This window comes from candidate division WOR-3 bacterium, assembly GCA_016867815.1.
Classification (GTDB): Bacteria; Hydrothermota; Tepidihabitantia; order Tepidihabitantales; family Tepidihabitantaceae; genus UBA2258.
Genome location: VGIR01000056.1, coordinates 1 through 21,895, shown reverse-complemented (window position 1 = coordinate 21,895; position 21,895 = coordinate 1). Strand labels below are relative to the sequence as shown.

General features: G+C 63.1%; 17 protein-coding genes and 1 tRNA gene. 8 read left to right on the top strand and 10 right to left on the bottom strand.

Annotation, left to right across the window (positions count from 1 at the left end):
- The 4 genes from FJY68_09375 to FJY68_09360 all read right to left on the bottom strand — a co-directional run.
- On the bottom strand, positions 1-458 hold a 458-nt coding region (locus tag FJY68_09375), incomplete at its 3' end, for a DNA gyrase subunit B (protein MBM3332042.1).
- A gap of 175 nt (positions 459-633) precedes the next feature.
- Complete coding sequence (locus tag FJY68_09370) at positions 634-978, bottom strand: DUF721 domain-containing protein (GenBank protein MBM3332041.1); 345 nt, start codon at positions 976-978, stop codon at positions 634-636.
- The gene (locus tag FJY68_09365; GenBank protein MBM3332040.1) at positions 944-2,422 is read right to left on the bottom strand and encodes a hypothetical protein; all 1,479 of its coding nucleotides are present in this window, start codon (positions 2,420-2,422) and stop codon (positions 944-946) included. The genes FJY68_09370 and FJY68_09365 overlap by 35 nt, the downstream gene beginning before the upstream one ends.
- Before the next feature lie 572 nt (positions 2,423-2,994).
- A complete protein-coding gene (locus FJY68_09360) occupies positions 2,995-4,599 on the bottom strand; it encodes a hypothetical protein (protein MBM3332039.1) in 1,605 nt (534 codons plus the stop codon).
- Between the two features lie 344 nt (positions 4,600-4,943).
- Here FJY68_09360 and FJY68_09355 point away from each other — a divergent pair, with 344 nt between their 5' ends.
- Together FJY68_09355 and FJY68_09350 are read left to right on the top strand one after the other, a co-directional pair.
- The gene (locus tag FJY68_09355; protein ID MBM3332038.1) at positions 4,944-5,837 is read left to right on the top strand and encodes a DUF58 domain-containing protein; all 894 of its coding nucleotides are present in this window, start codon (positions 4,944-4,946) and stop codon (positions 5,835-5,837) included.
- Between the two features lie 130 nt (positions 5,838-5,967).
- Positions 5,968-7,905 (top strand): VWA domain-containing protein, encoded by a 1,938-nt coding sequence (locus tag FJY68_09350; protein MBM3332037.1) that lies wholly within the window; start codon positions 5,968-5,970, stop codon positions 7,903-7,905.
- A 111-nt stretch (positions 7,906-8,016) separates the two neighbouring features.
- Here the strand turns inward: FJY68_09350 and FJY68_09345 are convergent, their stop codons facing one another.
- Positions 8,017-8,388, bottom strand: a complete 372-nt coding sequence (locus tag FJY68_09345; protein MBM3332036.1) for a hypothetical protein — start codon at positions 8,386-8,388, stop codon at positions 8,017-8,019.
- A 191-nt stretch (positions 8,389-8,579) separates the two neighbouring features.
- The gene (locus FJY68_09340; protein MBM3332035.1) at positions 8,580-9,824 is read right to left on the bottom strand and encodes a M20 family metallo-hydrolase; all 1,245 of its coding nucleotides are present in this window, start codon (positions 9,822-9,824) and stop codon (positions 8,580-8,582) included.
- Positions 9,825-9,994: 170 nt separating this feature from the next.
- Here FJY68_09340 and FJY68_09335 point away from each other — a divergent pair, with 170 nt between their 5' ends.
- The 5 genes from FJY68_09335 (at position 9,995) to sppA (ending at position 14,640) form a co-directional block, all read left to right on the top strand.
- The gene (locus tag FJY68_09335; GenBank protein ID MBM3332034.1) at positions 9,995-10,906 is read left to right on the top strand and encodes a hypothetical protein; all 912 of its coding nucleotides are present in this window, start codon (positions 9,995-9,997) and stop codon (positions 10,904-10,906) included.
- 122 nt (positions 10,907-11,028) lie between these two features.
- Positions 11,029-12,036 (top strand): tRNA (adenosine(37)-N6)-threonylcarbamoyltransferase complex transferase subunit TsaD, encoded by a 1,008-nt coding sequence (gene tsaD, locus FJY68_09330; protein MBM3332033.1) that lies wholly within the window; start codon positions 11,029-11,031, stop codon positions 12,034-12,036.
- 189 nt (positions 12,037-12,225) lie between these two features.
- On the top strand, positions 12,226-13,611 hold the full coding sequence (locus FJY68_09325; protein MBM3332032.1) for a cysteine--tRNA ligase: 1,386 nt from the start codon (positions 12,226-12,228) through the stop codon (positions 13,609-13,611).
- A 64-nt stretch (positions 13,612-13,675) separates the two neighbouring features.
- A tRNA-Ile gene (locus FJY68_09320) sits at positions 13,676-13,748 on the top strand.
- A gap of 7 nt (positions 13,749-13,755) precedes the next feature.
- Positions 13,756-14,640 (top strand): signal peptide peptidase SppA, encoded by an 885-nt coding sequence (sppA, locus tag FJY68_09315; GenBank protein ID MBM3332031.1) that lies wholly within the window; start codon positions 13,756-13,758, stop codon positions 14,638-14,640.
- 83 nt (positions 14,641-14,723) lie between these two features.
- Here sppA and FJY68_09310 read toward each other — a convergent pair whose 3' ends face one another.
- From FJY68_09310 to FJY68_09295, 4 genes are all read right to left on the bottom strand, one after another.
- Positions 14,724-15,095 (bottom strand): hypothetical protein, encoded by a 372-nt coding sequence (locus FJY68_09310; GenBank protein ID MBM3332030.1) that lies wholly within the window; start codon positions 15,093-15,095, stop codon positions 14,724-14,726.
- Between the two features lie 265 nt (positions 15,096-15,360).
- Positions 15,361-15,756 (bottom strand): hypothetical protein, encoded by a 396-nt coding sequence (locus FJY68_09305; GenBank protein ID MBM3332029.1) that lies wholly within the window; start codon positions 15,754-15,756, stop codon positions 15,361-15,363.
- Positions 15,757-15,830: 74 nt separating this feature from the next.
- On the bottom strand, positions 15,831-18,905 hold the full coding sequence (secA, locus tag FJY68_09300; protein ID MBM3332028.1) for a preprotein translocase subunit SecA: 3,075 nt from the start codon (positions 18,903-18,905) through the stop codon (positions 15,831-15,833).
- Positions 18,906-18,999: 94 nt separating this feature from the next.
- Positions 19,000-20,817: a HEAT repeat domain-containing protein gene (locus FJY68_09295; protein ID MBM3332027.1), complete on the bottom strand. Its 1,818-nt coding sequence runs from the start codon at positions 20,815-20,817 to the stop codon at positions 19,000-19,002.
- Between the two features lie 321 nt (positions 20,818-21,138).
- Here FJY68_09295 and FJY68_09290 point away from each other — a divergent pair, with 321 nt between their 5' ends.
- On the top strand, positions 21,139-21,825 hold the full coding sequence (locus tag FJY68_09290; protein MBM3332026.1) for a helix-turn-helix domain-containing protein: 687 nt from the start codon (positions 21,139-21,141) through the stop codon (positions 21,823-21,825).
- The last annotated feature ends 70 nt before the right edge of the window (positions 21,826-21,895 follow it).

Sequence of the window (21,895 nt, the reverse complement as noted above, 5' to 3'; positions counted from 1 at the left end):
ATGTCGCCCTGCGCCTTGCCGCGCTCGAAGTCCATCCGGTATGACTTGCCGTCGCGGAAAACCTCGGCGGTCAGGTGCTCGGAAAGCGCGTTCACCACCGACACGCCCACGCCGTGCAACCCGCCGGAAATCTGGTAGACCTTGTGCTCGAACTTCGCGCCGGAATGTAGTACGGTCAACACCACGTCGAGCGCGGACCGCTTCTCGGTCGGATGGATGTCGACCGGAATGCCGCGGCCGTTGTCCAGAATCGACACCTCGTCGTCCGAGTGGATGGTCACGGTTATCTCGTCACAGACCCCGGCCAGCGCCTCGTCTACCGAGTTGTCCACCACCTCGTAAATCAGGTGATGCAGACCCCGCACCCCGATGTCGCCGATGTACATCGCCGGCCGGTGCCGGACCGCTTCGAGGCCCTTTAGGACATGGATTTGTGCTGCATTGTAGGCTTCTGCCATTGGGCCCTATGATACTCCAGGTGGTTGAATAATCAAGCTAGATTTCGCCTCTGCCAACCCTCTGCCCACCCGCCACTCACCTCCTCACCCTCGCGTCGCTCTCCCTCTCCTCCATGAGGAGAGGGCTGGGGTGAAGAGCTCCTCGCTTCCGCCTTCATCCCTCATCCTTCCGCCTTCATCCCTTCTCCCTTTCTCCCTCCTCTCTCCTCCCTTGCCCGAGCACAAACCTCAAGTCCGTAACCAGCCCTTTGCCGACGCGCCCCTCGATCTTCTTCAGTAGTTGTGGCTTCAGAAACCGGAGCTGGACCATCCACGCGGGACTGTCGACCACAACGACGAGCGTCTTGCCGTCGACCTCAACCGCCCGGGTGTGCTCTGCGGTCTTGGGCCCGGCGATCTGCGGCCACGAATCCACCGCCGGCTGTGCGGCCAGCACCTTGTCGAGCTTCAGCCCCTTCAGCACGCGTGGCAGTACGCTGCCGACGCTACGAAACTTGCGATACCTTACCTGCCTCGACATGGAATTCCTTTCCGGAAGAGCGTTCCAGTGGTCCAGTGGTCAAGTGGTCGAGTGATCCGTCCCCGTCTCTTACCGAATCCGCCACTCGTCCGTCTTCCTTGGGACTTCGGATATGCAGCCGCACGGTCCTCCGTGCGGCTGCGTACACCATCTGCCCTCGCTCTGCCACCATCGCGAGCACCATCCGGCTCCGCTGCTCGTCCAGCTCCGACGCCACCTCGTCCAGCAGAAACACCGGCCGCTGCCTGCCCGCGGAGAGAATCATGTCTGCCTCGGCCAGCCGCAGCGCGATGCCCGCCAGCCGCTGCTCGCCGACCGAGCCGAACTTCCGCAGCTCGCGGTCGTCCCGCGCTATCCTGATGTCGTCGCGATGCGGCCCGACCACGGCGTGGCCGAGCACCCGCGCCCGCTCTCGCGTCGCCGACAACCTCTGACGAAACGCCTCAGCAAGATTGGATGGGGACATGACCGAAACCGTGGCGATTGTACCAGAGTGCGGAGCTTCGTGCGCCGGGGACTGTCCCCTGGCGACGATTTCCGATCGTGTCCCCGCAGCCACGACGCTCGACCGGTAGGTGAACACCGCGCTGTGCCCGGCCAGCCGCTCATAGTGATTTGCCGCACTCGCCAGCAACTCACCCACCTTGGCCCGACGCGCCTCATACACCGGCACTCCCGAACGGACGACCTCCTCCTCCCACGCCGCCAGCTCGTCTCCTCCCTCCTCTCTCCTCTCTCCTCGCTTCTCCAGCAGCCGATTGTACTGACTCACCGCTCGCCGATACTCGGCAATCAGCGCAATGTAGCTACGCCCCTCGCGATGTCCGTTGTCCGCCCGCCGCTGACCGCCACCCGCCTCCTCACCCTCGCTTCGCTCTCCCTCTCCTCCATGAGGAGAGGGTTGGGGTGAAGAGCAGCTTCTGGCTTCTGACTTCGTCCCGCCCTCCGCCTTCGATATGGCCATGTCGAGGAAACTTCTCCGGATTGCTGGCGCGCCCTTCACCAACTCGATATCCTCCAGCAACAGCACCACGACCGGCAGCCACCCGAAGTACTCGGACAGCTTCTCAACCGGGATGTCGTTCCTGAGTATCCGCTTCTCACGGCCGTCGAACCGTATCTCCGCGGTGTCGCCGCGCTCGTCGGTGCCGGAGACAACCAGAACGTCCCTGCCGAACCCGAGCAGCTCCGCGTCCGGACATCGCCGGAACGACCGGCCGATAGCGAGATAGTGGATGGCTTCGAGTAGGTTCGTCTTCCCTGCGCCGTTCGGCCCGAACAGGTAGTTCGCGCCGCTGTCGAACGCGATGATTGTCGGGTCGAGGTTCCTGAAGCCGCGCAGGCTGATGCTCGCAAGCGCCACGCCCCAATCTACCCGAAATGGCAACTCATTCAAGCCAAGCGACCGACATAGGAACCGAACCGGAGCATACCACAAAGACACGAAGCGTCAGGACGGATGGAAACCGCCAAGACGCCAAGAACTTCAAGGCTCGGATCGGACAAGCAGCAGATGGCGCGGATTAAGGCACACTCGCATGCGCCCGAACACTGCCAGTTTAGTATATGTCCCCCTGGAGTCGAGATCCCGAGTGTTCTAACTTCTTCATCAGTAATCAGTTATTGGGCATTGATGAATCTCCCCTATCCCGTCCCCCCAGCTATTCGGTGAAGAACGGAGTGAACAACTCAGCCAGCAATCGGACGGGCTATTCTCTGAGCCATCCGCTCAGGAATCCGGAGAGCCACGTGGGTGGCAATCCGGCAAGCTACTGGATGGGCTATTCTCCAGAGTACCCGGCGAGCTACGGGGAAGGCTACCGGGACAGCAATTCAGCAGTTCGCTCCGCAGATAGTCCGGAGAATTACTCGGAAAGTAGCTCGGAAAGCACTCTACCAGGCAATCTGATGGGCAATTCACAGGACTGTTGGGAGAGCTACCCGGCAGATTCCCTGGCCGGTTGCTCGTGGGACTCTCGGTGCGGTTCCGTCAACCGCTCAGACGCAGGTGGACCGCTACTTCAGTTTGATGATCTTCCGGACGGCTTGTGCTTGAGCTTGCGCTTGGGCTTCTCTCACAAAGTACACGCCCGGTGCCAGCGCGCGAACATCGTTCGCCCCCGGTTTCAGGTCCAACACCTTCCGTCCAACCGCATCCGACAGCCAGCTTGGAGCTTGAGGCCTGTGGCTTGTGGCTCCTGCCAGCAACAGCATTCCGCGTGCGACCGTTGGTCCCTCGTCCATCGCTCTGCGCTCATCACCCACCGATTCCATGCCCCCTGGCACATCCGCAACTCTCTGCACGTATAGACCCCGATCGTCCAGCCAAACGATGATCGCCCCGCCATCTCCGTCGGTCACCGCAACCGGGTACCGTACGTTGTCATCGCCTAGACACACGGCCAGCCCAGTGTCACTCCAACACAGGCGGCCGGAGGAGTCCACATGCTGGGCGTAAACATCCCAGTTCAGTCGGCTCCGGTACAGCGTCCAGGCCGCGATAGCTCCACCTCGGCCGTCGATAGCGGCCGAGAACTGGCCGCCGGATGTATCAACAGAACCCAGCCAGACTCCAGTCGAATCCCAGCCGCGAATGCCGGCCGAGTCGAGCTTCTGGACAAAGAGGTCTGTCGTACCCGTCCTGTTCTCGGACCACAGCCAGATCGACTGCCTGCGGACATCTGTCGGCAGTGCGACACAGCCCGAGGAGGAGTAGGACGTACCCGTGACCGGCACACCTATCGGCCCCCAAAGCCGATTCCCTGCCAAGTCGAACATCTGCGCACGATCGTGCCAGCCCGGACCTACCGCGAATCCCACGGCGAAGGACGACTCACCCATTGCCACGCACGCCCATACCGCCTTCACTGCGGACAACGTACAAGCAAGCACACCGGCCGAGTCCCATCTAATGCTGCCCGCGCTGTCAACGCACTGAACACGCACGGGCCCCAAGTAGTGCTCAGACCATGCGATGACGCCGCCTCCGTGACCGTCTTGGCACAGGGTGGGTGGGTCGTTCATTGTGTCCATTCGAACCACCGTCTCCCACCGCTTGGTCCCGCTGCTGTCCACACGGCAGACAATGAGCGTGTCCAGCGGACCACTGACGGCTACATTGGCGGTCCAAGCCACGATTGCTCCCCCGTGGCCGTCTCTTGCGACCGCGGGAGCGTTACTGAGCGGCGGATTGATGACAAGTGGCCGTATCTCCAGCCCGTTCGCTCCCCAGAGCGGCGTGCCATCGGCATCCAGCCGTTGCACCGCAATCGAAGCGCCGGCAGACGAAGGACCCCAGACCACAATGGCCCCATTCTCTCCATCTGCCACAACACAGATGCGACCCGCTATCGATGAGTCGTCGATGGCAATGCCACTATCGGTCCACAGCGGGTCGCCGCTACCGTTGACCCGCTGTGCGTAGATGCCGTCCGGCCACTGACGGGCATCCGACCATACGACTATCGCGCCGCCGGCGCCATCGCTTGTCGCCACCAGGTCTTCTGTGGCGCTGGGCCCGCACAACTGAACTCCTCCATCCTGCCAGAGCACTCGTCCTTGCCCAAACACCGCCCCCACGCTCAACGCGAGGGCAAGCAGAACTGCCACCAGTCTGTTCACGCGACAATGATAGTCCTGAACCCCTGCCTGTCAAACCGCCGATACCAGACTGCCTCCTTCGACCCGACCCGCGATTGCACGACCGGCGCTTACACTCCGAAGGTCATGTTCCAGTTTCAGTGGCAGCGGCTGAGGGATCCTCGACTCCACTCGAGATGGCATCCTATTCGTGCAGTGCCGGCTGACGCTCCCAGACACCTGCGTCATCTGCGGCTGTCCCGAGAGCCCCCTCCTCGGCATCGGGGCGATTATCCTCTGCATCTATGTTCATCCGTGTCCATCTGTGGTCAGTCAGGCCGTGCCGGGTTTGCGCGTTTGGTGCGCCGATAGTAGACTAGTAGCCCGTGCCTGAATCCACCCGTTTTCTGAAACCCGAAGTCGTCGCCAAGCTGAAGGGCATCGACCTGAAGGCGCGCCTGGTGGTCGAGGGCTTCCTCGCCGGCCTTCACCGCTCTCCCTACAAGGGCTTCTCGGTAGAGTTCACCGAGCACCGCCCGTACATGCCCGGAGACGAGCCGAAGCGGATTGACTGGAAGGTCTATGCCAAGACCGATCGGTTCGTGGTCCGCGAGTACGAGGAGGAGACGAACCTGCGCGCGTATCTCGTGCTCGACGCCTCCGGATCGATGTCCTACGCGACCGGCAAGGTCTCGAAGCTCGAATACGCAAGCATGCTGGCCGCGAGCCTCGCCTACCTGCTGCTGCACCAGAAGGACTCGGCCGGCCTCATCACCTTCACGGACAGGATAAACAACTACGTGCCGCCGCGCAGCACGCCTGCCCACCTGAATGCGCTCCTGCACCAGCTCTCAATCGTGAAACCCGGCGGCGACACGAACATCGCGGGCACGTTCAACCAACTGGCCGAGCGGGTGAAGCGTCGGGGCCTTGTCATCATCATGTCGGACCTGTGGGATGAGCCGCAGGCAGTCCTGACCGCGCTCCGCCACTTCCGCCACAAGAAACACGAGGTGCTGGTCTTTCATATCCAGGACCCGAACGAGCGGGAGTTCGCTTTCCGCACCCCGGTCCTGCTCAAGGATATGGAGACCGGCCGGGAGATGACCGTTGACCCACGCGTGCTCCGCGAGCAATACCAGAAGGACTTCGACAAATTCTTCGCGACGTATGAGCGCGGCTGCCGCGAAGCGGCAATCGACTATCACCGGGTGACGACCGACACGCCGTTCGACCGCGCGCTCTTCTCGTACCTCGAACGCCGGAGCAGGATGAGGTGAGGGCAAATCCGAAGCTCGAATACCGAATGACGATTCAAGTCCGAATGACCCAAGCTCGAATAGCTCCTCCGCATGCGCTAGTGCCTGACCTGCATCCGGTATTGCGCCATTCGGGTTTCAATCGACATTCGTGCTTCGGATTTCGGACTTCGCCTCCCAGGCACTGATGGGTTTCTCAGCGCCTTCGCTTCTTCCCCTCGCCGCCCTTGCGGCTATCCCCGTCGTGATCCACATCTTGAGCCGCTTGCGGCTGAAACGCGCTGATTTCCCCTCTCTGCTTCTGCTTACGACCGCGAAGCGCGAGCGGTTCTCCTGGCTCCGTCTCAAGGAACTGCTGTTGCTCGTCTTCCGCACGCTCGCGCTGCTCTCCCTGCTGCTTTCCCTGTCCCGCCCCTTTGTCCGCCACCGCCTGCCCGGACTCGGCCGCGCGAACGACCTCATTGTCGTCATCGACGACTCCTACAGCATGTCGAAACCATCGCAGTGGCAGCAGGCACTGGCTGTCGCCCGGGAACTGCTGACATCACTCGGTCCCGGACGTCGCGCCGCGCTGCTCCTTGCGAGTCAATCTGAAGGCTCCGACTACTCCCCACTCTCGACTCCCAGTTCCCTTCTTGCGGTACTCGACTCGCTCAAGCCGTCGTCTACTGGCGCGATCCTTGAACCTGCCCTGAAGCGTGCGGTCGAATTGGCGAAGCCGGCGCACGCCGAAGTCGTGGTTGTCACCGACCTGCAGGCCCGCGCGATACCGTCGGATTGGCAGCCGCCGCCCGACGTGCCGGTCTTTCTGGCCGGCGCTGAGACACCGGACGATGAGAATACGGGCGTGACGCGGCTCTTCACCGAGGACCGTTTCCCGGTCGCGGGCCGGGCCACGCGCATCAAGGCGGACTTCGCCAACTACGGCCCGCGGCCGGTGACCCGCACCGCGGTACTGGTTGTAGACAATCACCGCGAGGAACAGGCTGTCGCCATCAAGCCGCACTCGTCTGCGACCGTCACGTTTGAGACCGCACTTGTCGACTCCGGCTATCACGTAGCCAGGGTCGATCTACGCGGCGATTCGCTGGAAGCGGACAACAGCCGCTGGCTTGCCATCTACCAACCCCGCCGCCTCTCGGTGCTCGTTGTGGAGTCGCCCGCGGTGCCGGCGAAGTACCTGGTCGACGCCCTGGGGTCTGATTCCTCTTCGGTCTTCAGCCTTACGACAATTGCTGCCGCCGAGTTCGGCCGCTACGATCCGCGCCGGTTCGCGACGGTCGTCGTTACCGACGCCGCGGCGCTCAGCCGGCCCGACTGGACCCGTCTCGGGTTCTTCCTGCAGTCCGGCGGCTCAGCCCTGGTCATGTTCGGCAGCCCGCCTGCTGACTCGGCGCTCCTCGCCGGTCGCATACGGTTCCGAGGTTCGTCACGGCCCGCCGGCTTCGTCTCTGTCGCCTCGGTGGATACGACGCATCCGATCCTGGAGATCATGAAGGCGGCCGACCTTTCGGCTGCCAGGTTCTTCAGTCATGCCCGACTGGACCCGGTCGGGGCCCGGGTTCCTGCCCGGCTGTCTGACGGCGAGCCGTTGATGCTTGATGCGGAGGACGGCCGGCTCGTCGTGTGGTCGTTCACCGTCTTGCCCGGATCCACCGACCTCGTCTTCAAAGCCGCATTCGTGCCGCTGCTGCACCGCACGCTGCTCTACCTTGCCAGCGCAGAACTCAAATCAGAGTACGTAGTCGGGGATACCATACGTGCAACGGTCGAGGGTTCCGGCCCGGTTGCGGTCGCAACGCCGGATGGTCGCCGAGTCGAGACACCTGAACCGGGACCAGGCCGACCGGAAGTCGTGCTCGCACGGACCGGACAACCTGGCATCTATCGGGTTGCGGACCAGCCATACGCAGTCAACGTCCTTGCATCCGAAGGCAACCTGACCCAGGCCTCTGCTGACGCGCTGAAGAAGCAGGGCTACCAGTTCTTGTCCACCTCCGTCCATCGCCAGTCCTCGGACCTGTCCCCTCTCCTTCTCTGGCTCGCGGCACTCGCCTTCGCCGCCGAACTGTTGCTGCTCGCGGTCTAGCGGAGTTAGCAGTTAGGAGTTAAGAGTTAGGTGTGCTGCGGAGAAGGCTTCGCGTTTGGACTGTGCTGGGTCCGTCTGCTAACTGCTAACTACTAACTGCTAACCTAGCAGCTACAGAAGGACGCCGGTGCGGAGATAGTTGACGTACCGCTGGAAGATAGTCTCATCCTCCAGCAGCGATACGCGGGCGATAATCACGACCGGACCTTCGGCGGTCACCTTCAGGCCGTAGGCGTTGCGTCCGGGCTCGCGCACTGTGAACCCGGTATCGTACACCTCTTCGGCCTTCTGGTATCCGCGGCCGGTCACCTGCTCCATGAACCACGCGAGATTGTCTGCCAGTACGGCCAGCGCCTGCGTCGGCAGGACCATTTGCCGGAAGGGAATCCTGATGACCTCACCGCCGGTCGCGCGCGCGTCTACCACCTCTGCCCTGTCCGAGTCAACGTACTGACACACGAGTTTGAGTGAAGATGGATTCATCTGAGGAGAAATCTACCGATTGCCGGGCGAGGAGTCAAGAAAGGGCGACGTCGCGGTGACGGAAATCCGAAACACAAAGCTCGAGTGACGACTGAAGTCCGAATTCCCCGACTCCTGTCTGCTGCATTCGTGCTTGATTCGAATCTCGAGTTGGCCCCAGCGACCCCCGTCGGACGGTGCGAGATTCGAGTTTAGGCAGGCGTCTGCCCCATCAGGTGGGCGTAGACCGCAGCGTTGCCGACCATGTTCGCAATGACCGAGAATTCGTTGGGTTTGTGCGCCTGTCCCTCGTTGCGTCCCCAGACTACTGCCGGGATGCCCCGCCGACGGAACAACGCCGCAACCGTGCCCCCGCCGATGCCCCGCGTGAAAGGCTCGCCTCCGTAGACCTCCCGCACGGCGTTCGCCAGCATCCGGACAACCGAGGCATCGGGCGAAGTCGGAGGCGCGGCCTGCGCCATCTGGACTTGTTCAACCTTGACCTCTACCTTGAACTCGGTCGCTGTGTCGGCGGCGATGCGCTTCATGTCCTCTACCAAGTCCGTCAACTGGTACTGCGGCAGCACCCGGCAGTCGAAGTAGAACACGTCCTCAGCCGGAATAGTGTTGATATTGGGGACGTTCTCTTCCTTCTTTGTCGGCTCCAGGGTAGAAACCGGTGGCGAGAATAGCTTGTCCTCCGCGTTGTACTTTTCGTGCAACCGCTGGTCCAGACGCAGGAGCAGGTTCGCGCCGGCCCGGTGCGCGTTGTTGCCATGGTGCGGAGTCGAGCCGTGCGCCTGGCGCCCCAGAGTGGTGAACTTCACCCAGGCGATCGACTTCTCCGCCACCTCCAGCAGCGTGCCGACCTCGTTGCCGGCATCGGGTACGACCACAAGGTCCTCCGGCCGGCAGAGGTCGTGGTTCTCCAACAGCCAGCCCACTCCGTAGTCCGACCCGTTCTCTTCGTCGGCGACGAGCATCAGAACGACGTCTGTCTGCGGGATCAGCTGGAGGTCGAGCAGGGCTCTCACCGCGTAGCACGACGCGACCATCTCCTGCTGGTTATCTTCGGTGCCGCGGCCGTAGATGCGGCCGCTCTCTACCCTAGCCTCGAACGGGTCGCTCTGCCAGAGATCCCTCGGTCCGGGTGGAACCACGTCCAGGTGCGTCATCAGCCAGAGCGCGGGACGAGGTTTCCGACCTTTGAGGCGCGCGGTCAGGCTTGGCCGATGGCCGCACGGGACGCGATTGTCCGGCGCCCGGTACTCGGCTACCTCCAGTCCCCACGAGCGCAGGAGCCCACCAAGGTAGTCGACCTTGGCCCTCTCGCCACCGCCGCCCGACACGGGACTCATCGCCGGCAATGCCACCAGCCGACGCTGCATCTCGACCATCTGCGGTTCGAGCCGCCCGATCTGCTCTCGGATTCTCTTGAAATCAGCTTCGTTCCACATCGCTACTCCTCTACGGGCAAACACCAGGGTCCGACCCCTTGTACATTCGGGCTTGATTGGGCATTGGCAATTGGGACTTGATCATTCTCTTCACAGATGATTCTCCAAAAAGCGTCGCGAGTCAAGCCGGAACTGATTGACAGATGCCGTTCGGCTACTAACATACTCTTATGTCTCAGTTGCTCCGCTTCGTCACCCGCGACGTTTCGCTCAAGCTGCTTGCTCTGTTTATCGCCGGTTTCTTCTGGGTAATGGCCGTCCTCGACCGAACGTACAACGTACGCGTGGTCGTGCCGATTGCGGCGGCCGGGTCCGACGCCAAACAGGTCATCCCGGACCTAGACGTGGAGAACACCGTCGTCACGCTCGAGGGCAAGGGCCGGGACCTCCTGGGATTGAAACCTCATCAGCTCGCCTTCCGGCTGGAGGTCCCCGAAGGCAAGGCAGGCACCCGCCGACTCCAGCTCTCGCCAGCAGCCCTCAAGCTGCCGCCGGACGTACGGGTTCGGACGCTTGACCCGGACAACGTGGAGATGAAGCTTACCGCCGCCTCGAGCCGCCTGGTCCAGGTGCAGGTCCCGACCAGGGGGCAGCCCGCCAGCGGGGTCGCGCTGTCGATAAACGAGCCGCCGGCCCAGATCAGGATTTCCGGTACCGAAGAAGACCTGAAGGTCGCGTCCGCGGTCACCACCGAGACTCTCGACCTTGCCACCGTGACTGAGCCGGGCCGCCTTCGCCTCAAGGTGGTCCCACCCCGGGACGGGCGCTTCGCCATGGTGCCGGAATCGGTGGACGTGGTCATCGGCCTGGAAAAAGAGGGAGCGAGGATCTTCCTGGGCCTGCCGGTCGTTCCCGCCGGGGCCGACGCCAAGCGTGTCGAGGTCGACCCGGCCGAAGCGCAGATTGCCGTGGCCGGCCCGGCTTCGAGAATTGCCTCGCTCAAGCAATCGGACATCTCCGCCCAGATAAGGACCTCGGGACTCGCGCCGGGCGAGTACCAGCTCGCCGCGGAGATCACGCTGCCGCCCGGCTTCCACCTGGTGAAGTGCGAGCCGCAGGTCTTCGACGTCATCGTCAAGTAGGTCGGCAGGCGTGCCGGCCCCCAAACCCGAATGACCAAACTCGCATGACGGATGAAGCTCGAAACGCGAATGCGGAAATGAAGCCGCAGACAAACGCAGCTGGCGGACCCGGAAACCACTAAATCACTAGACCACTGGACCACTCTTCTTCGCTCTGTCTCGGCATCGAGACCTCCTGCGACGAGACGGCGGCGAGCGTGGTAGGCGGGCGGACGACGGTCCTCTCCAGTGTCGTGTCGTCACAGCTGGTGCATGCTGAATACGGTGGCGTGGTGCCGGAACTCGCGGCCCGCGAGCACATGAAAGCCATCGTCCCGGTCGTGGAGGCCGCCCTTCTGCAGTCGAAGGTCGCCTGGTCCAGCCTGTCACTGGTCGCCGTAACGCACACGCCCGGCTTGATGGGCGCTCTGCTTGTCGGCCTGCCGTTTGCCAAAGCACTGAGCCACAGCCTGGGCGTACCGCTCATAGGGGTCAACCATCTCGAGGGCCATGTCTTCGCCTTGCGCCTCGAAAACCCGGAACTGGAACCGCCGTTTCTCGCGGCGGTGCTTTCCGGCGGCCACACGGAACTGCTTGTCGTAGAGGAGTGGTGCCGATACCGGCCGCTCGGCTCGACGATTGACGACGCCTGTGGAGAGGCTTTCGACAAGGTGGCGAAGCTGCTCGGGCTTCCCTACCCGGGAGGAGCCGAGGTCGAGAAGCTGGGCCGCGAAGGTCGCGAGAGCATCGTCTTCCCGGTTCCCGATCCGGGAGGATTCGACTTCAGCTTCTCCGGCTTGAAGACCGCCGTGCTCTACCATCGGCGTGATCACCCCGATGCCCCGCGTGCCGACGTGGCCGCGTCTTTCCAGCGCGCCGCAGTCGCCGCTGTCACCAGCCGCATCGAGCAGGCAGTGCGGCGGACCGGTTTGCGGGTCGTCGGCGTATCCGGCGGAGTCGCTGCCAACGGCTTTCTCCGGGAACGCCTGGCGGAGTTGGCGCTGCGCCACGAGTTCAGGCTGGTGATCCCGCGGCCGGCCTACTGCACCGACAATGCGGCAATGATAGCCGCGGCCGGTACAGAGCGGTTCGCCCGGTTCGGTCCTTCGCCGCTCGACCTGCCCGCTGCCGCCCGCACGCCGCTGGCCTAGGTCGGACAGGGCCCAAATCCGAATGACGAAGTACGAATGACGAATCAACAGGGAAAACCCGAACGATCAATCCGGCGTTCACCTTCCTTCAAGCTTGATTCGAGCTTCGGGTTTTATTGTTCGAGCTTTGTCCCTGGGCGGCCCTCGGTTTGACGCATACAGATTCCATCACTATCATCCATCCCTGAGATGAAGCTCTACAACACCCTCACGCGCCGCAAGGAAGAGCTCGCACCTCTCGAGCCGGGGAGGGTGGGCATCTATACCTGCGGTCCGACGGTCTACATGTTCGCCCACGTCGGCAATTTCCGCGCCTACATCTTTTCCGACACTCTCCGGCGCGTCATGGCATACCTGGGCTACGAGGTGAAGCACGTGATGAACATCACCGACGTCGGTCATCTCACCAGCGATGAGGACACGGGCGAGGACAAGCTCGACAAAGAGGCGCGGCTGGAAGGCAAGAGCCCGGAGGATATCGCCCGGTTCTACGAGAAGGCCTTCTTCGACGATGCAGCCAGGCTGAACATCGAGCTGCCGCACATCGTCTGCCGGGCCACGGAACATATCCCGGACATGATCGAACTGATCCGGCGGATCGAGGCCAACGGCTTTGCCTACCGGACATCGGTCGGCCTGATTTTCGATACCGGAAAGTACCCGGAGTACGCTCTCTTGTCGCGGCTGAACCTGGCCGAGCAGCAGGCGGGGGCGCGCACCCAGGTCGACCCGGAACGCCGCAACCCGTCCGACTTCGCGCTCTGGATTACGAACCAGCCCAACCACCTGATGCAGTGGGACTCGCCGTGGGGACGGGGATTCCCGGGCTGGCATGTCGAGTGCTCGGCCATGTCCATCAAGTACCTTGGCGAGTGCTTCGACATCCACACCGGTGGGATCGACCACGTGCCGGTCCACCATACGAACGAACGCGCCCAGAACTTCGCTGCGACGGGCAAGGAAGCGGTCGTGCGCTGGATGCACAATGCCTTTCTCGTCATCGGCGATGCCCGGATGGGCAAGTCGGAGGGCAACCTCGTGACCATCTCCCAGTTGGAGGAACGAGGTATCTCACCCTCCGCCTTCCGTTACCTCTGCCAGACCGCACTCTATCGCATGCCTCTGAGCTTCACCGCGGAGTCTCTGCAGAGCGCCGACAACTCATTGCGCGGACTCGTGGACTTCGGCCGCAACGCGCAGGCGTGGCCGGTGAAGGACGCCTCCTGGACCGCACCCTTCCGGCAGGAGTTCAAAGCAGCCGTCGCCGACGACCTGAACATACCTCAGGGTCTGGCCGCGGTTTGGGGCTTGGTCCGCGAGGGAAACCAGCGTCAGGACCGCGCGGCCTGGGAGACTATTGTCGACTTCGACCGGGTTCTCGGACTCGGGCTGATGCAGCTCGCCGCCGCGACGTCAGAGGTTCCGAGCCAGATAGCGGAACTGGTTGCGGCGCGCGACCGTGCGCGCAAAGCGAGAGACTGGGCTGAATCGGACCGGCTGCGCGAACGGATTGCTGAGCTCGGCTTCACAGTCGAGGACACCCCACAGGGCGCGCGCGTCAAGCCGCTTTCTTGACTCCGAGACTCGTTTCCGTAAGATGTCCGACGGGTCTGACCGGTTCGACGCGTCCGGCCCGACCGGGCCCATAGCTCAGGTGGTAGAGCACTGTGCTGATAACGCAGGGGTCAGTAGTTCGAATCTACTTGGGCCCATTCTCCCATGAGTCGAAAGACCGTCATAGTCCTGGTTGTCGTCACCTCGTCTTTGCTGGCATTGACGCTGGGGTTGTTCCTTGCCTTCGCGATTGCCAGCTCAGCATCCGATCTGTCGAGCCTCAAGGCATGGGACAAGGGCCTCGGCTACATAGAGATCGAGGGCGCAATCGTTGACGCGACCGAGACCGTCCGGCAGCTCAAGGCACACGAAGGCAACTCGCAAGTCAAGGGCATCCTCATCCGGGTCGATAGCCCCGGCGGGGTTGTGACCCCCTCGCACGAAATCTACGAGGAGATCCGGCGCATCCGTGACGACGGAATGCCGATCATCGTTTCGATGGGGACGCTTGCCGCGTCCGGCGGCTACTACGTGTCGGCCCCGGCCAGCAGAATAGTCGCCAATCCGCAGACCCTGACCGGTTCAATCGGGGTGATAATGGAGTTCCCGATGCTCAAGGGAGTGATGGACAAGATCGGGGTGAAGGTCGAAGTGGTGAAATCCCGCGTCCACAAGGACATCGGCTCGCCCTTCCGGGACATGACCGACCAGGACCGCGAACTGCTACAGGATGTCGTGTCCGATGCCTACGATCAGTTTGTTGCCATCGTCAGCACCGAGCGGAAGATACCCGAGGACAGCGTCCGTGCGTTTGCCGACGGCCGGATAATGACCGGCCGTCAGGCCCTCGCCCTTGGACTGGTTGACACTCTCGGGACATTCGAGGACGCCAAGCGCATCGCCGCTTCGCTATGCGGCATCGAAGGCGAACCCCGGCTCATCCGGCCCAGCCGTCGGCTCAAGTCCTGGGTGCTGGAGTTGCTGGAAGAGACGACCGAAGGGCTGGTCGGCGGATTCGGTTTCCCGCGCCTCCGCTACATCTACTACTAGGCAGATTCCGCAGCCAAGCGGACAACCGGAAGCCCAGCTGCCCGCTGACTTGCAGGCCCTGCTCCGGTCCCCTGCGGTCTCGACTACGGTCTCTTGGCCAGCTGAATCGTCCGGCGTGCCTTCCGCAACGACTTGCTGCCATCGATCAGGAACTGCTGGGCCTCTTTGACGTCGGTGGCCTGTTTGGCCTGACCGAGCTTGTCCCGCGCCTCCGCCAGTAGTCCCTCGGCCTCATCCAGACGTTCGTTGCGGGTGCCGGGTGCTCCGGACTTCCTCTGCTCGGCAATACGGGCGGTGAGCCGATCGAGCTGGGATTCAGCTCTTGCTGCCTCGGTCTCTATCGTCTCCCTCGATACCCTGGGACTCGGCGACGTCTTTGGCGCAGTCAAGACCACTATCATCCCGACGATAACGACGATTGCGACCAGAGTCCAGACGACGATCCTGCTCTTCAAGCATGCCTCCAGTTTTTCGCGGTCACGAGTCCAGAAGTCTAGCGCCGGCTCGACCGACGTCAAGCTCCCAGGAACCGCCCCGTCTCAAGCCGGATTCGGCGGGACCCGGCAAAGCGAAACAGCGGAATAGTAGGTTTCCAGCCATCGGCCATGCCAGTGCTCCGCCTCTCCGCTTCAAACCGCGTGGCTGCCGACCACAAGGCCGGGCCCGGGCTCTCCCGGGTCCGGCCGCCCGACTGGAAGACTGTATCTGCGAGCCGCTGGTCTACTTCCCGCCTTCCGGCGCTTCCTCGTCTTGTCCGGTAATCGCCTTCAAGGACCTGATGGCGGTGACGTAGACTTCTTTGAGCGAATCCCGCTTGGCGACAAGGTCCTTCTGCTCGGTCAGCCCGGGCACGCGCCCCAGAATCGCCCTGCCGAGAGCAACGCCTTCGTTTATCTTCTGCATCTGCTCGGCCGGCGCGCCCGGATACTCGGACTGCACCGTGGCAGTCTTCTTCTCGAGACGCTCGAACAGACGCGCATAGCTCCGGGTCAGCTGGTCCGCATCGACGGGCTTGCCCATGTCCTTCGGCTTCGAGATCAGCATCACCACCGCCACCACGACCAGTACGCCCACGATCGCCCAGATTATCATCCGGCTCTTGCTACCTTGTGCCATCGCTCCTCCTTATTGAGCTGCTATCGGGCACGGCCCCGGCATCAGGACCGCAGCCCGGGTTTGCGAATGTCGCTTCATTCCGGGTTGTTGCTTCCGCAACACCGCTTGTACTTCTTGCCAGACCCGCACGGACAGGGATCGTTCCGCCCCACCTTGTCGGTGGGGCGCCGCGCCTGGCCTGCCTTCGCCGGCTCAGGCGGGGCTCCGGAGGGTGCCGACGTGGACGCCTCCGGCTTGTAGGCTCGGACCGAACGCTGCGCCGGCTGCCGCCTCTCCTCCACGCCGCGCAATTGGGCGCGGAACAGCATCGTCAGCGCATCCTTGTACAAGTCCCTCATCATCTCCTGGAACAGGTCGAATGACTCGCGCTTGTACTCGACCAGCGGGTCTTTCTGACCGTAGGCGCTCAGGCTGATGCCCTCGCGCAACGTATCCAGGGCGTAGAGGTGCTCGCGCCACCGGCTGTCAATGGCATACAGGAACACACTCCGGCAGAGCCCGGCGAACTGCCTGTCGCCCAACTCCTGTCGACGCTCATCATACCGACGGGAAGCGATATCTGTCAAGGTTTGGCGTAACTCGTCGACGGTCGCCCGGAACCGGTAGTCTTCGTCCACCCGGAGGTCGGCAAGGAAAGTCATCGAGAGTTCGCCCCGCAGCCCATCCCAGTCCCATTCCTCGGCGCGCTTCCCGGCGCCGATGGTCTTGTTCACGAAGTCGCTGATGAGTCCACGCGCCATGTCGTCGTAAACAGCCCGCAGACGGGCGAGCGCCGGGTCCGCGGGCTGGGATTCAGGTGCCGAGCCGGCCGCCGCTTCGGCGTCAGGCGTCGTGTGTGATGCGTCGGATTCATCCTGCAGGACCGCATCGCGGATGGCGTACACCGCCTCCCGCTGCCGGTTCATCACGTCGTCGTACTCCAGCAGGTGCCGCCGGATCTCCCGGTTGCGCTCCTCAACCCGTTTCTGGGCCCCTTCGATGGCGCGTGTAACGAGCGGGTGCTCGATCGGCTCATCGTCCTTGGCACCGAACTGGTCCATCAATCTGGCCACGCGTTCAGAACCGAACAGCCGCATCAGATCGTCTTCGAGCGAGAGGAAGAACCGCGAGGAACCGGGGTCGCCCTGGCGGCCGGAACGGCCGCGCAGTTGGTCGTCGATCCTCCGCGCTTCGTGCCGCTCGGTGCCGATGATGTAGAGCCCGCAGGGAACGTCCTCTTCGCAGCTCCCGGGCTTTTCCTCCCAGACGGGGCACTTGCCTCCGGTGTCCTTGACGACGTAGCAGCACTCACCTTTCACGACGCCGGGACCCAGCTTTATGTCCGTGCCGCGGCCGGCCATGTTGGTGGCGATCGTAACCGAACCGGCCTGGCCCGCATCCTCGATGATCTCGCCTTCATGCTGGTGGAACTTCGCGTTGAGCACGACGTGGTTGATCTTCCGTCGTCGGAGCATGTCGGATATCACCTGCGACACGTCCACCGAAGTCGTGCCGACGAGAATCGGCCTGCCCCGTGCGTGCCAGGTCTGGATCTCGTCCACCACTGCCTGGTACTTCTGCGCCCGCGTCTTGTGGACGATGTCCGGGTAGTCGATGCGCCGGCAGGGCTCGTTCGTCGGTATCGCCACCACGTCGCGTTTGTACACGTTGAAGAGCTCGCCCGCGATCGTCATCGCTGTGCCACTCATCCCGGCCAGCTTCTTGTACATGCGGAAGTAGTTCTGAAGCGTTATCGTCGCAAACGTCTGGGTGTCGCCCTGCACTCTGACGTTCTCCTTGGCCTCGAGCGCGCTGTGCAGTCCGTCCGAGTAGCGCCGGCCCGGCATCAAACGGCCGGTGAACTCGTCTACGATGATGACCTTGCCCTCCTGCACGACGTAGTCGACGTCCTTCTCGAACAGCGAGAATGCCTTCAAGAGCGACTGGTAGCTGTGCAGCATCTCGCTCTTGCGCGCGTAACGCTGATAGACTTCCTCCCGCGCCTTGATCTTCTCCTGCGGGGTCACCGACGTGTAGTGGTCCACCCGCGCCAGCTCCTCGCCCAGGTCCGGCAGAACGAACGCCTCCGGCTCGCCGGGGGCGAGTTCCTTCCGCCCCATCTCGGTCAAGGCGACCGAATGGTCCTTCTCGTCGATGACGAAGTACAGCTTCTCGTCAATCTCAGGGAAGCGCTTGTCCCGGATGAAGCTGAGTTCGGTCCGCTCGATCAGCGACTTGACACCCTGCCGTTGCTCGGCCTCGAGCAGTTTCTTGTTCTTGGGGGCACCGCGGCGCACCGTCAGCAGCTTCACGCCCGCTTCGGCTTCGTTGTCGGCGTCAAGCAGCTTCAGTGCCTCGGCAGCCAGCCGGTTGGCCAGCAGACTCTGCTGCCCGAAAACCCTTCTGACCTGCGGCGTCATGCGGTCGAACCCTCTGTCCTCGGCTTCCACCGGCCCGGAGATGATGAGTGGCGTTCTCGCCTCGTCCACGAGGATGATGTCGACCTCGTCGACAATAGCATAGCTGTGCCCACGCTGCACCTTGTCCTGCCAGCGCCCGACCATGTTGTCGCGCAGGTAGTCGAACCCGAACTCGTTGTTCGTGCCGTAGGTGATGTCGGCGCTGTAGTGCGGCTTCCGCTCGGCCGGCTCCATGCCCTGCTGGATGCAGCCGACGGTCAGCCCGAGCGACTCGTAGACCGGCCCCATCCACTCACGGTCACGCAGGGCCAGGTAGTCGTTCACCGTTACCAGGTGCGCGCCCTGTTTCGCGAGGGCGTTCAGATAAAGGGGCATGGTAGCGACCAGTGTCTTCCCCTCACCGGTCCGCATCTCCGCGACTTTTCCTTCGTGCAACACCATCCCGCCGATGAGCTGTACATCGAACGGGACCATGTCCCAGGTCATTTCCTGCCCGGTAACCGTCCACTTCTTGCCCACAAGACGCCGGCAGGCTTCCTTGGCCAGAGCAAAGGCCTCTGGCATCAAGTCGTCCAGCGTTTCGCCCTCACGGATGCGGGCTATGAACTCCTCGGTCTTCTTCGGTAGTTCAGCGTCCGTCAGCTTCTTGAGAGTCCCCCAGAGCTCGTTTATCTCCGCAACCCGAAGCCAGAGCCGCTTCACCTCGCGGTCGCTCTTGGACGGAATGAGGCCCTTTAGTAAGCCCAGCACGCTAGAGACCTTCGTCGAGCCGCCGGGTTTCGGGTTTCGGCTCCGGACTTCTGCGTTCTGAATTCTGATATCTGACTTCTGACTTCGGCTGTTCTCATGCCTTCTCCAGCCGCCGGACCGCGCTCTCCATCTCTCTGCGCACGTCTTCGAACCCTTCCTTGGCCGCCGCCGCGCGCAGCGCGACCGCCTGAGCGCCGTCTCCCAGCGCGACGAGCGCGAGCGCCGCCTGACGTCTTACCTCCTGGCTCGCGTCGGACAACAGGTGACTGACCTCGGGAGCCGTCTCTCGCTCGCGTAGCGAACCCAACAGCTTCACGACTTCCAGGCGAACAGCTTCATCCCGGTCCTTGAGCAACGGCACCAGATACGGAATCGCCGCTCGTCCCGCCTGCCGCACTCCCCGCCAATCCTGCTTCGCAGCAAGGTACCGCATCCTGCCCTCGGGCAACGATGGTATTCGGCTCTGGGCCGCGAGCGCCTCGGCCGCGGCGCGGCGCACCGCGGCGTCCTCATCGGACAGCGCGCGCGCCAGGACTTCGGTGGCGGCCGCGTCCGGCGAGAGTTCGCTCGCGAAGGTCCGGGCCGCAGACTCACGCGCGGCCGGGTTCCGATCCTCGAGCAGTATCTGCATCAACTGCCCGACTGCGTCTGGGTACTTCCTCAGTGACTCCACAGCAGCGTCGCGTACTACAGGTTCGCCGTCGCGCAGTGCGAAAACCAGGCGGTCAAGCACGGCTGCCCTTTCCGCCGTGCCCGTCTCGGTCGAGACCGTAGCCAGCGCCTGAGTCGCCGCCACCCGCACCTCGGTCTCAATACTGCTCATCGCGTCGGTCAGAAGCCTGACCGCCTCCGGCGGGTTCGCCTTCACCAGCAGACGTATGACCGTCACCTTGAGGCTCGGGGGATCAGTGTGGGACTCCAGCACTGCCACCAGCCTCGCTGCGGCCCGCTCGCCGCCCAGCGCGGCAAGATGTTCCAGCAGGCCGGCCCGAAGATCCGGAAGTCCTTCCTCCTGCAGGTCGGTCAGCCCTTCCCGGGCGAGGCGCGGTTCAACAACGTCAACCAGCAGTGCCGGGTCGGTGGTCTGGCCGACAAGGACAGAGAGTCCGGCCAGCGCCCTGGCGCGAAGATCCGGGCGCCGCGCCTGGGCGCAGTACCAATCGAGCTTCGCGTCGACCGTTGCCGGCTGCCACCCTCGCGCCAGCAGCGCTTCGAGTGCGAGTTGGACCCGCTCCGGTCTGGGGCTGCTCAGCGACTCGACCGTCACTGATAGACCCTCGGGCGAATCGCCGGCCACCAGGGCGCGGAAACCTTCCTCGCGCAGTCGGTACAATTCTGCCAGTTGCTTCACATACTGCCGATACTCGGGGTGTGCCTGGTCGTGCTCCGCCAATGCCCGGTCCAGCTCAGCGACGGCTTCTTCAAGTTCGTGCATTGCCGCGGCGTACTCATCCCGGTTTGCCCAGCGCCCCAGCTCACGCAGGCGGTCGCGCAGGCGGTCTACTCGCTCGCGACCCGGACCGCTCACCGCCTGTAGTTCGTGCACTCGGAAGCGGTTCACGAGCTTCGCGACTACCCCGACCTCATTCTCCAGCTTCTCCCATGGGGTCTTTGGATCCTCCAACGCCGACCGCCAATCGCCATTCGCCAATCGCCATTCGCCGATGGACGGGAGCCTGCTCACCGCGTCCAGCAGGTAATCAACGCTGCTACTTGTGCCTTGCTGACCAGCTTCGGCCAACTGCCGTTTGCCGTTCTCGACCGACTGCGGAATTGTGGTCAGAAAATCAACAAGCCTTGAGGTCGGGTCGCGACGCTCTCTCGGGTCGAAGTTCTGGAGCTTCTCCCAGTTCGACAGGAAATCGTCCAGCGCTGCCCGGCCCGCCTTCGGTTTCCGGCGCAGGAACAGCATCGCCCTATAGCTCAGGCCCAGTCGCCTGTGATTTGACAAGTGCCGCAGATCTTGTAGTCATATAGCGCTTCCGGCTGCTGGCAGTCAGCCGTTGGCGGTCAGCCGATGCTCCTTCGGCTCGCAATGCGGCGCCCGGAAAGGCGCCGCTGAATCGGCGGATGAACTGCACGGGTACTCCCCGGAATTGCAGACGATGTTACCTTGGCAGTGTCCTGGTGTCAAGCAACTGCGCCTCTTATGTGGCCGCAGAGCGATAATGTCATAGGCTAGTGGCAGAGCGATTATGTCATACCCTGGCGTGTCGGCCGCTATGCTGGCGGCATGTCACAGTCAGTCTGCTACTCTGAACAGGACATGAAACGCTTCAGTGTGATTCAACAGGCCCTGGTCGCAGCACTCAGCACTGCCGTAGCCGCCAAGATGCTTGGTCTGAGTCGCCGCCAGGTTTTCCGCCTCAAGGCCAGCGTCCGCAGGCACGGCGCCGCCGGCGTCCGCCACGGCAACCACGGCCACACTCCGGCCAACGCCAAGCCCCGTTACCTGCAACAGCGGGTCGTTGGCATCTACCGCAAAGATTGCTTCGACTTCAACTTCGCCCACTTCACCGAAACCTTGGCCGATGAATTCGCCATCAACCTGAGCCGTGAGACCGTCCGCTCTTGGCTCCGAGCCGAAGGCCTCGGCCCGAAACCGCACCATGGTCATCACCATCGTCGCCGCCGCGAGCGCCAAGCCCAATTCGGCACCATGCTCTTCCTCGATGGCAGCCCGCACCTGTGGCTCGGACCGGAACTGCCCATGCTGACTTTGATGCTCTCGACTGACGATGCCACCGGAATACCGCTCTATGGTCTGTTCGCACCACAGGAGTCACGTGATGCCTGCTTTATGGTACTCTACCACGTCTTCCGCCGCTACGGCCTCCCCAATAGCCTGTACCTCGACCGAGCCAGCCAGTTTACGACTACCCGCCACGGCGGGAGGTCCTGTCAAATGTTGTGGAAATAGCTGAGCGGTGTCTTGGGGTCATGCTGCTGCTTTCACTTGAAGGCCATTGCGGTACTTGGCACCAGCTACC

What these genes read in the sequence shown, in the direction of transcription:
- FJY68_09370 (MBM3332041.1), bottom strand. Translation starts at nt 978, where the DNA reads ATGTCGAGGCAGGTAAGGTATCGCAAGTTTCGTAGCGTCGGCAGCGTA.
- FJY68_09345 (MBM3332036.1), bottom strand. Translation starts at nt 8,388, where the DNA reads ATGAATCCATCTTCACTCAAACTCGTGTGTCAGTACGTTGACTCGGAC.
- FJY68_09340 (MBM3332035.1), bottom strand. Translation starts at nt 9,824, where the DNA reads ATGTGGAACGAAGCTGATTTCAAGAGAATCCGAGAGCAGATCGGGCGG.
- FJY68_09335 (MBM3332034.1), top strand. Translation starts at nt 9,995, where the DNA reads ATGTCTCAGTTGCTCCGCTTCGTCACCCGCGACGTTTCGCTCAAGCTG.
- FJY68_09325 (MBM3332032.1), top strand. Translation starts at nt 12,226, where the DNA reads ATGAAGCTCTACAACACCCTCACGCGCCGCAAGGAAGAGCTCGCACCT.
- sppA (MBM3332031.1), top strand. Translation starts at nt 13,756, where the DNA reads ATGAGTCGAAAGACCGTCATAGTCCTGGTTGTCGTCACCTCGTCTTTG.
- FJY68_09305 (MBM3332029.1), bottom strand. Translation starts at nt 15,756, where the DNA reads ATGGCACAAGGTAGCAAGAGCCGGATGATAATCTGGGCGATCGTGGGC.
- FJY68_09295 (MBM3332027.1), bottom strand. Translation starts at nt 20,817, where the DNA reads ATGCTGTTCCTGCGCCGGAAACCGAAGGCGGGCCGGGCAGCGCTGGAC.
- FJY68_09290 (MBM3332026.1), top strand. Translation starts at nt 21,139, where the DNA reads ATGTCACAGTCAGTCTGCTACTCTGAACAGGACATGAAACGCTTCAGT.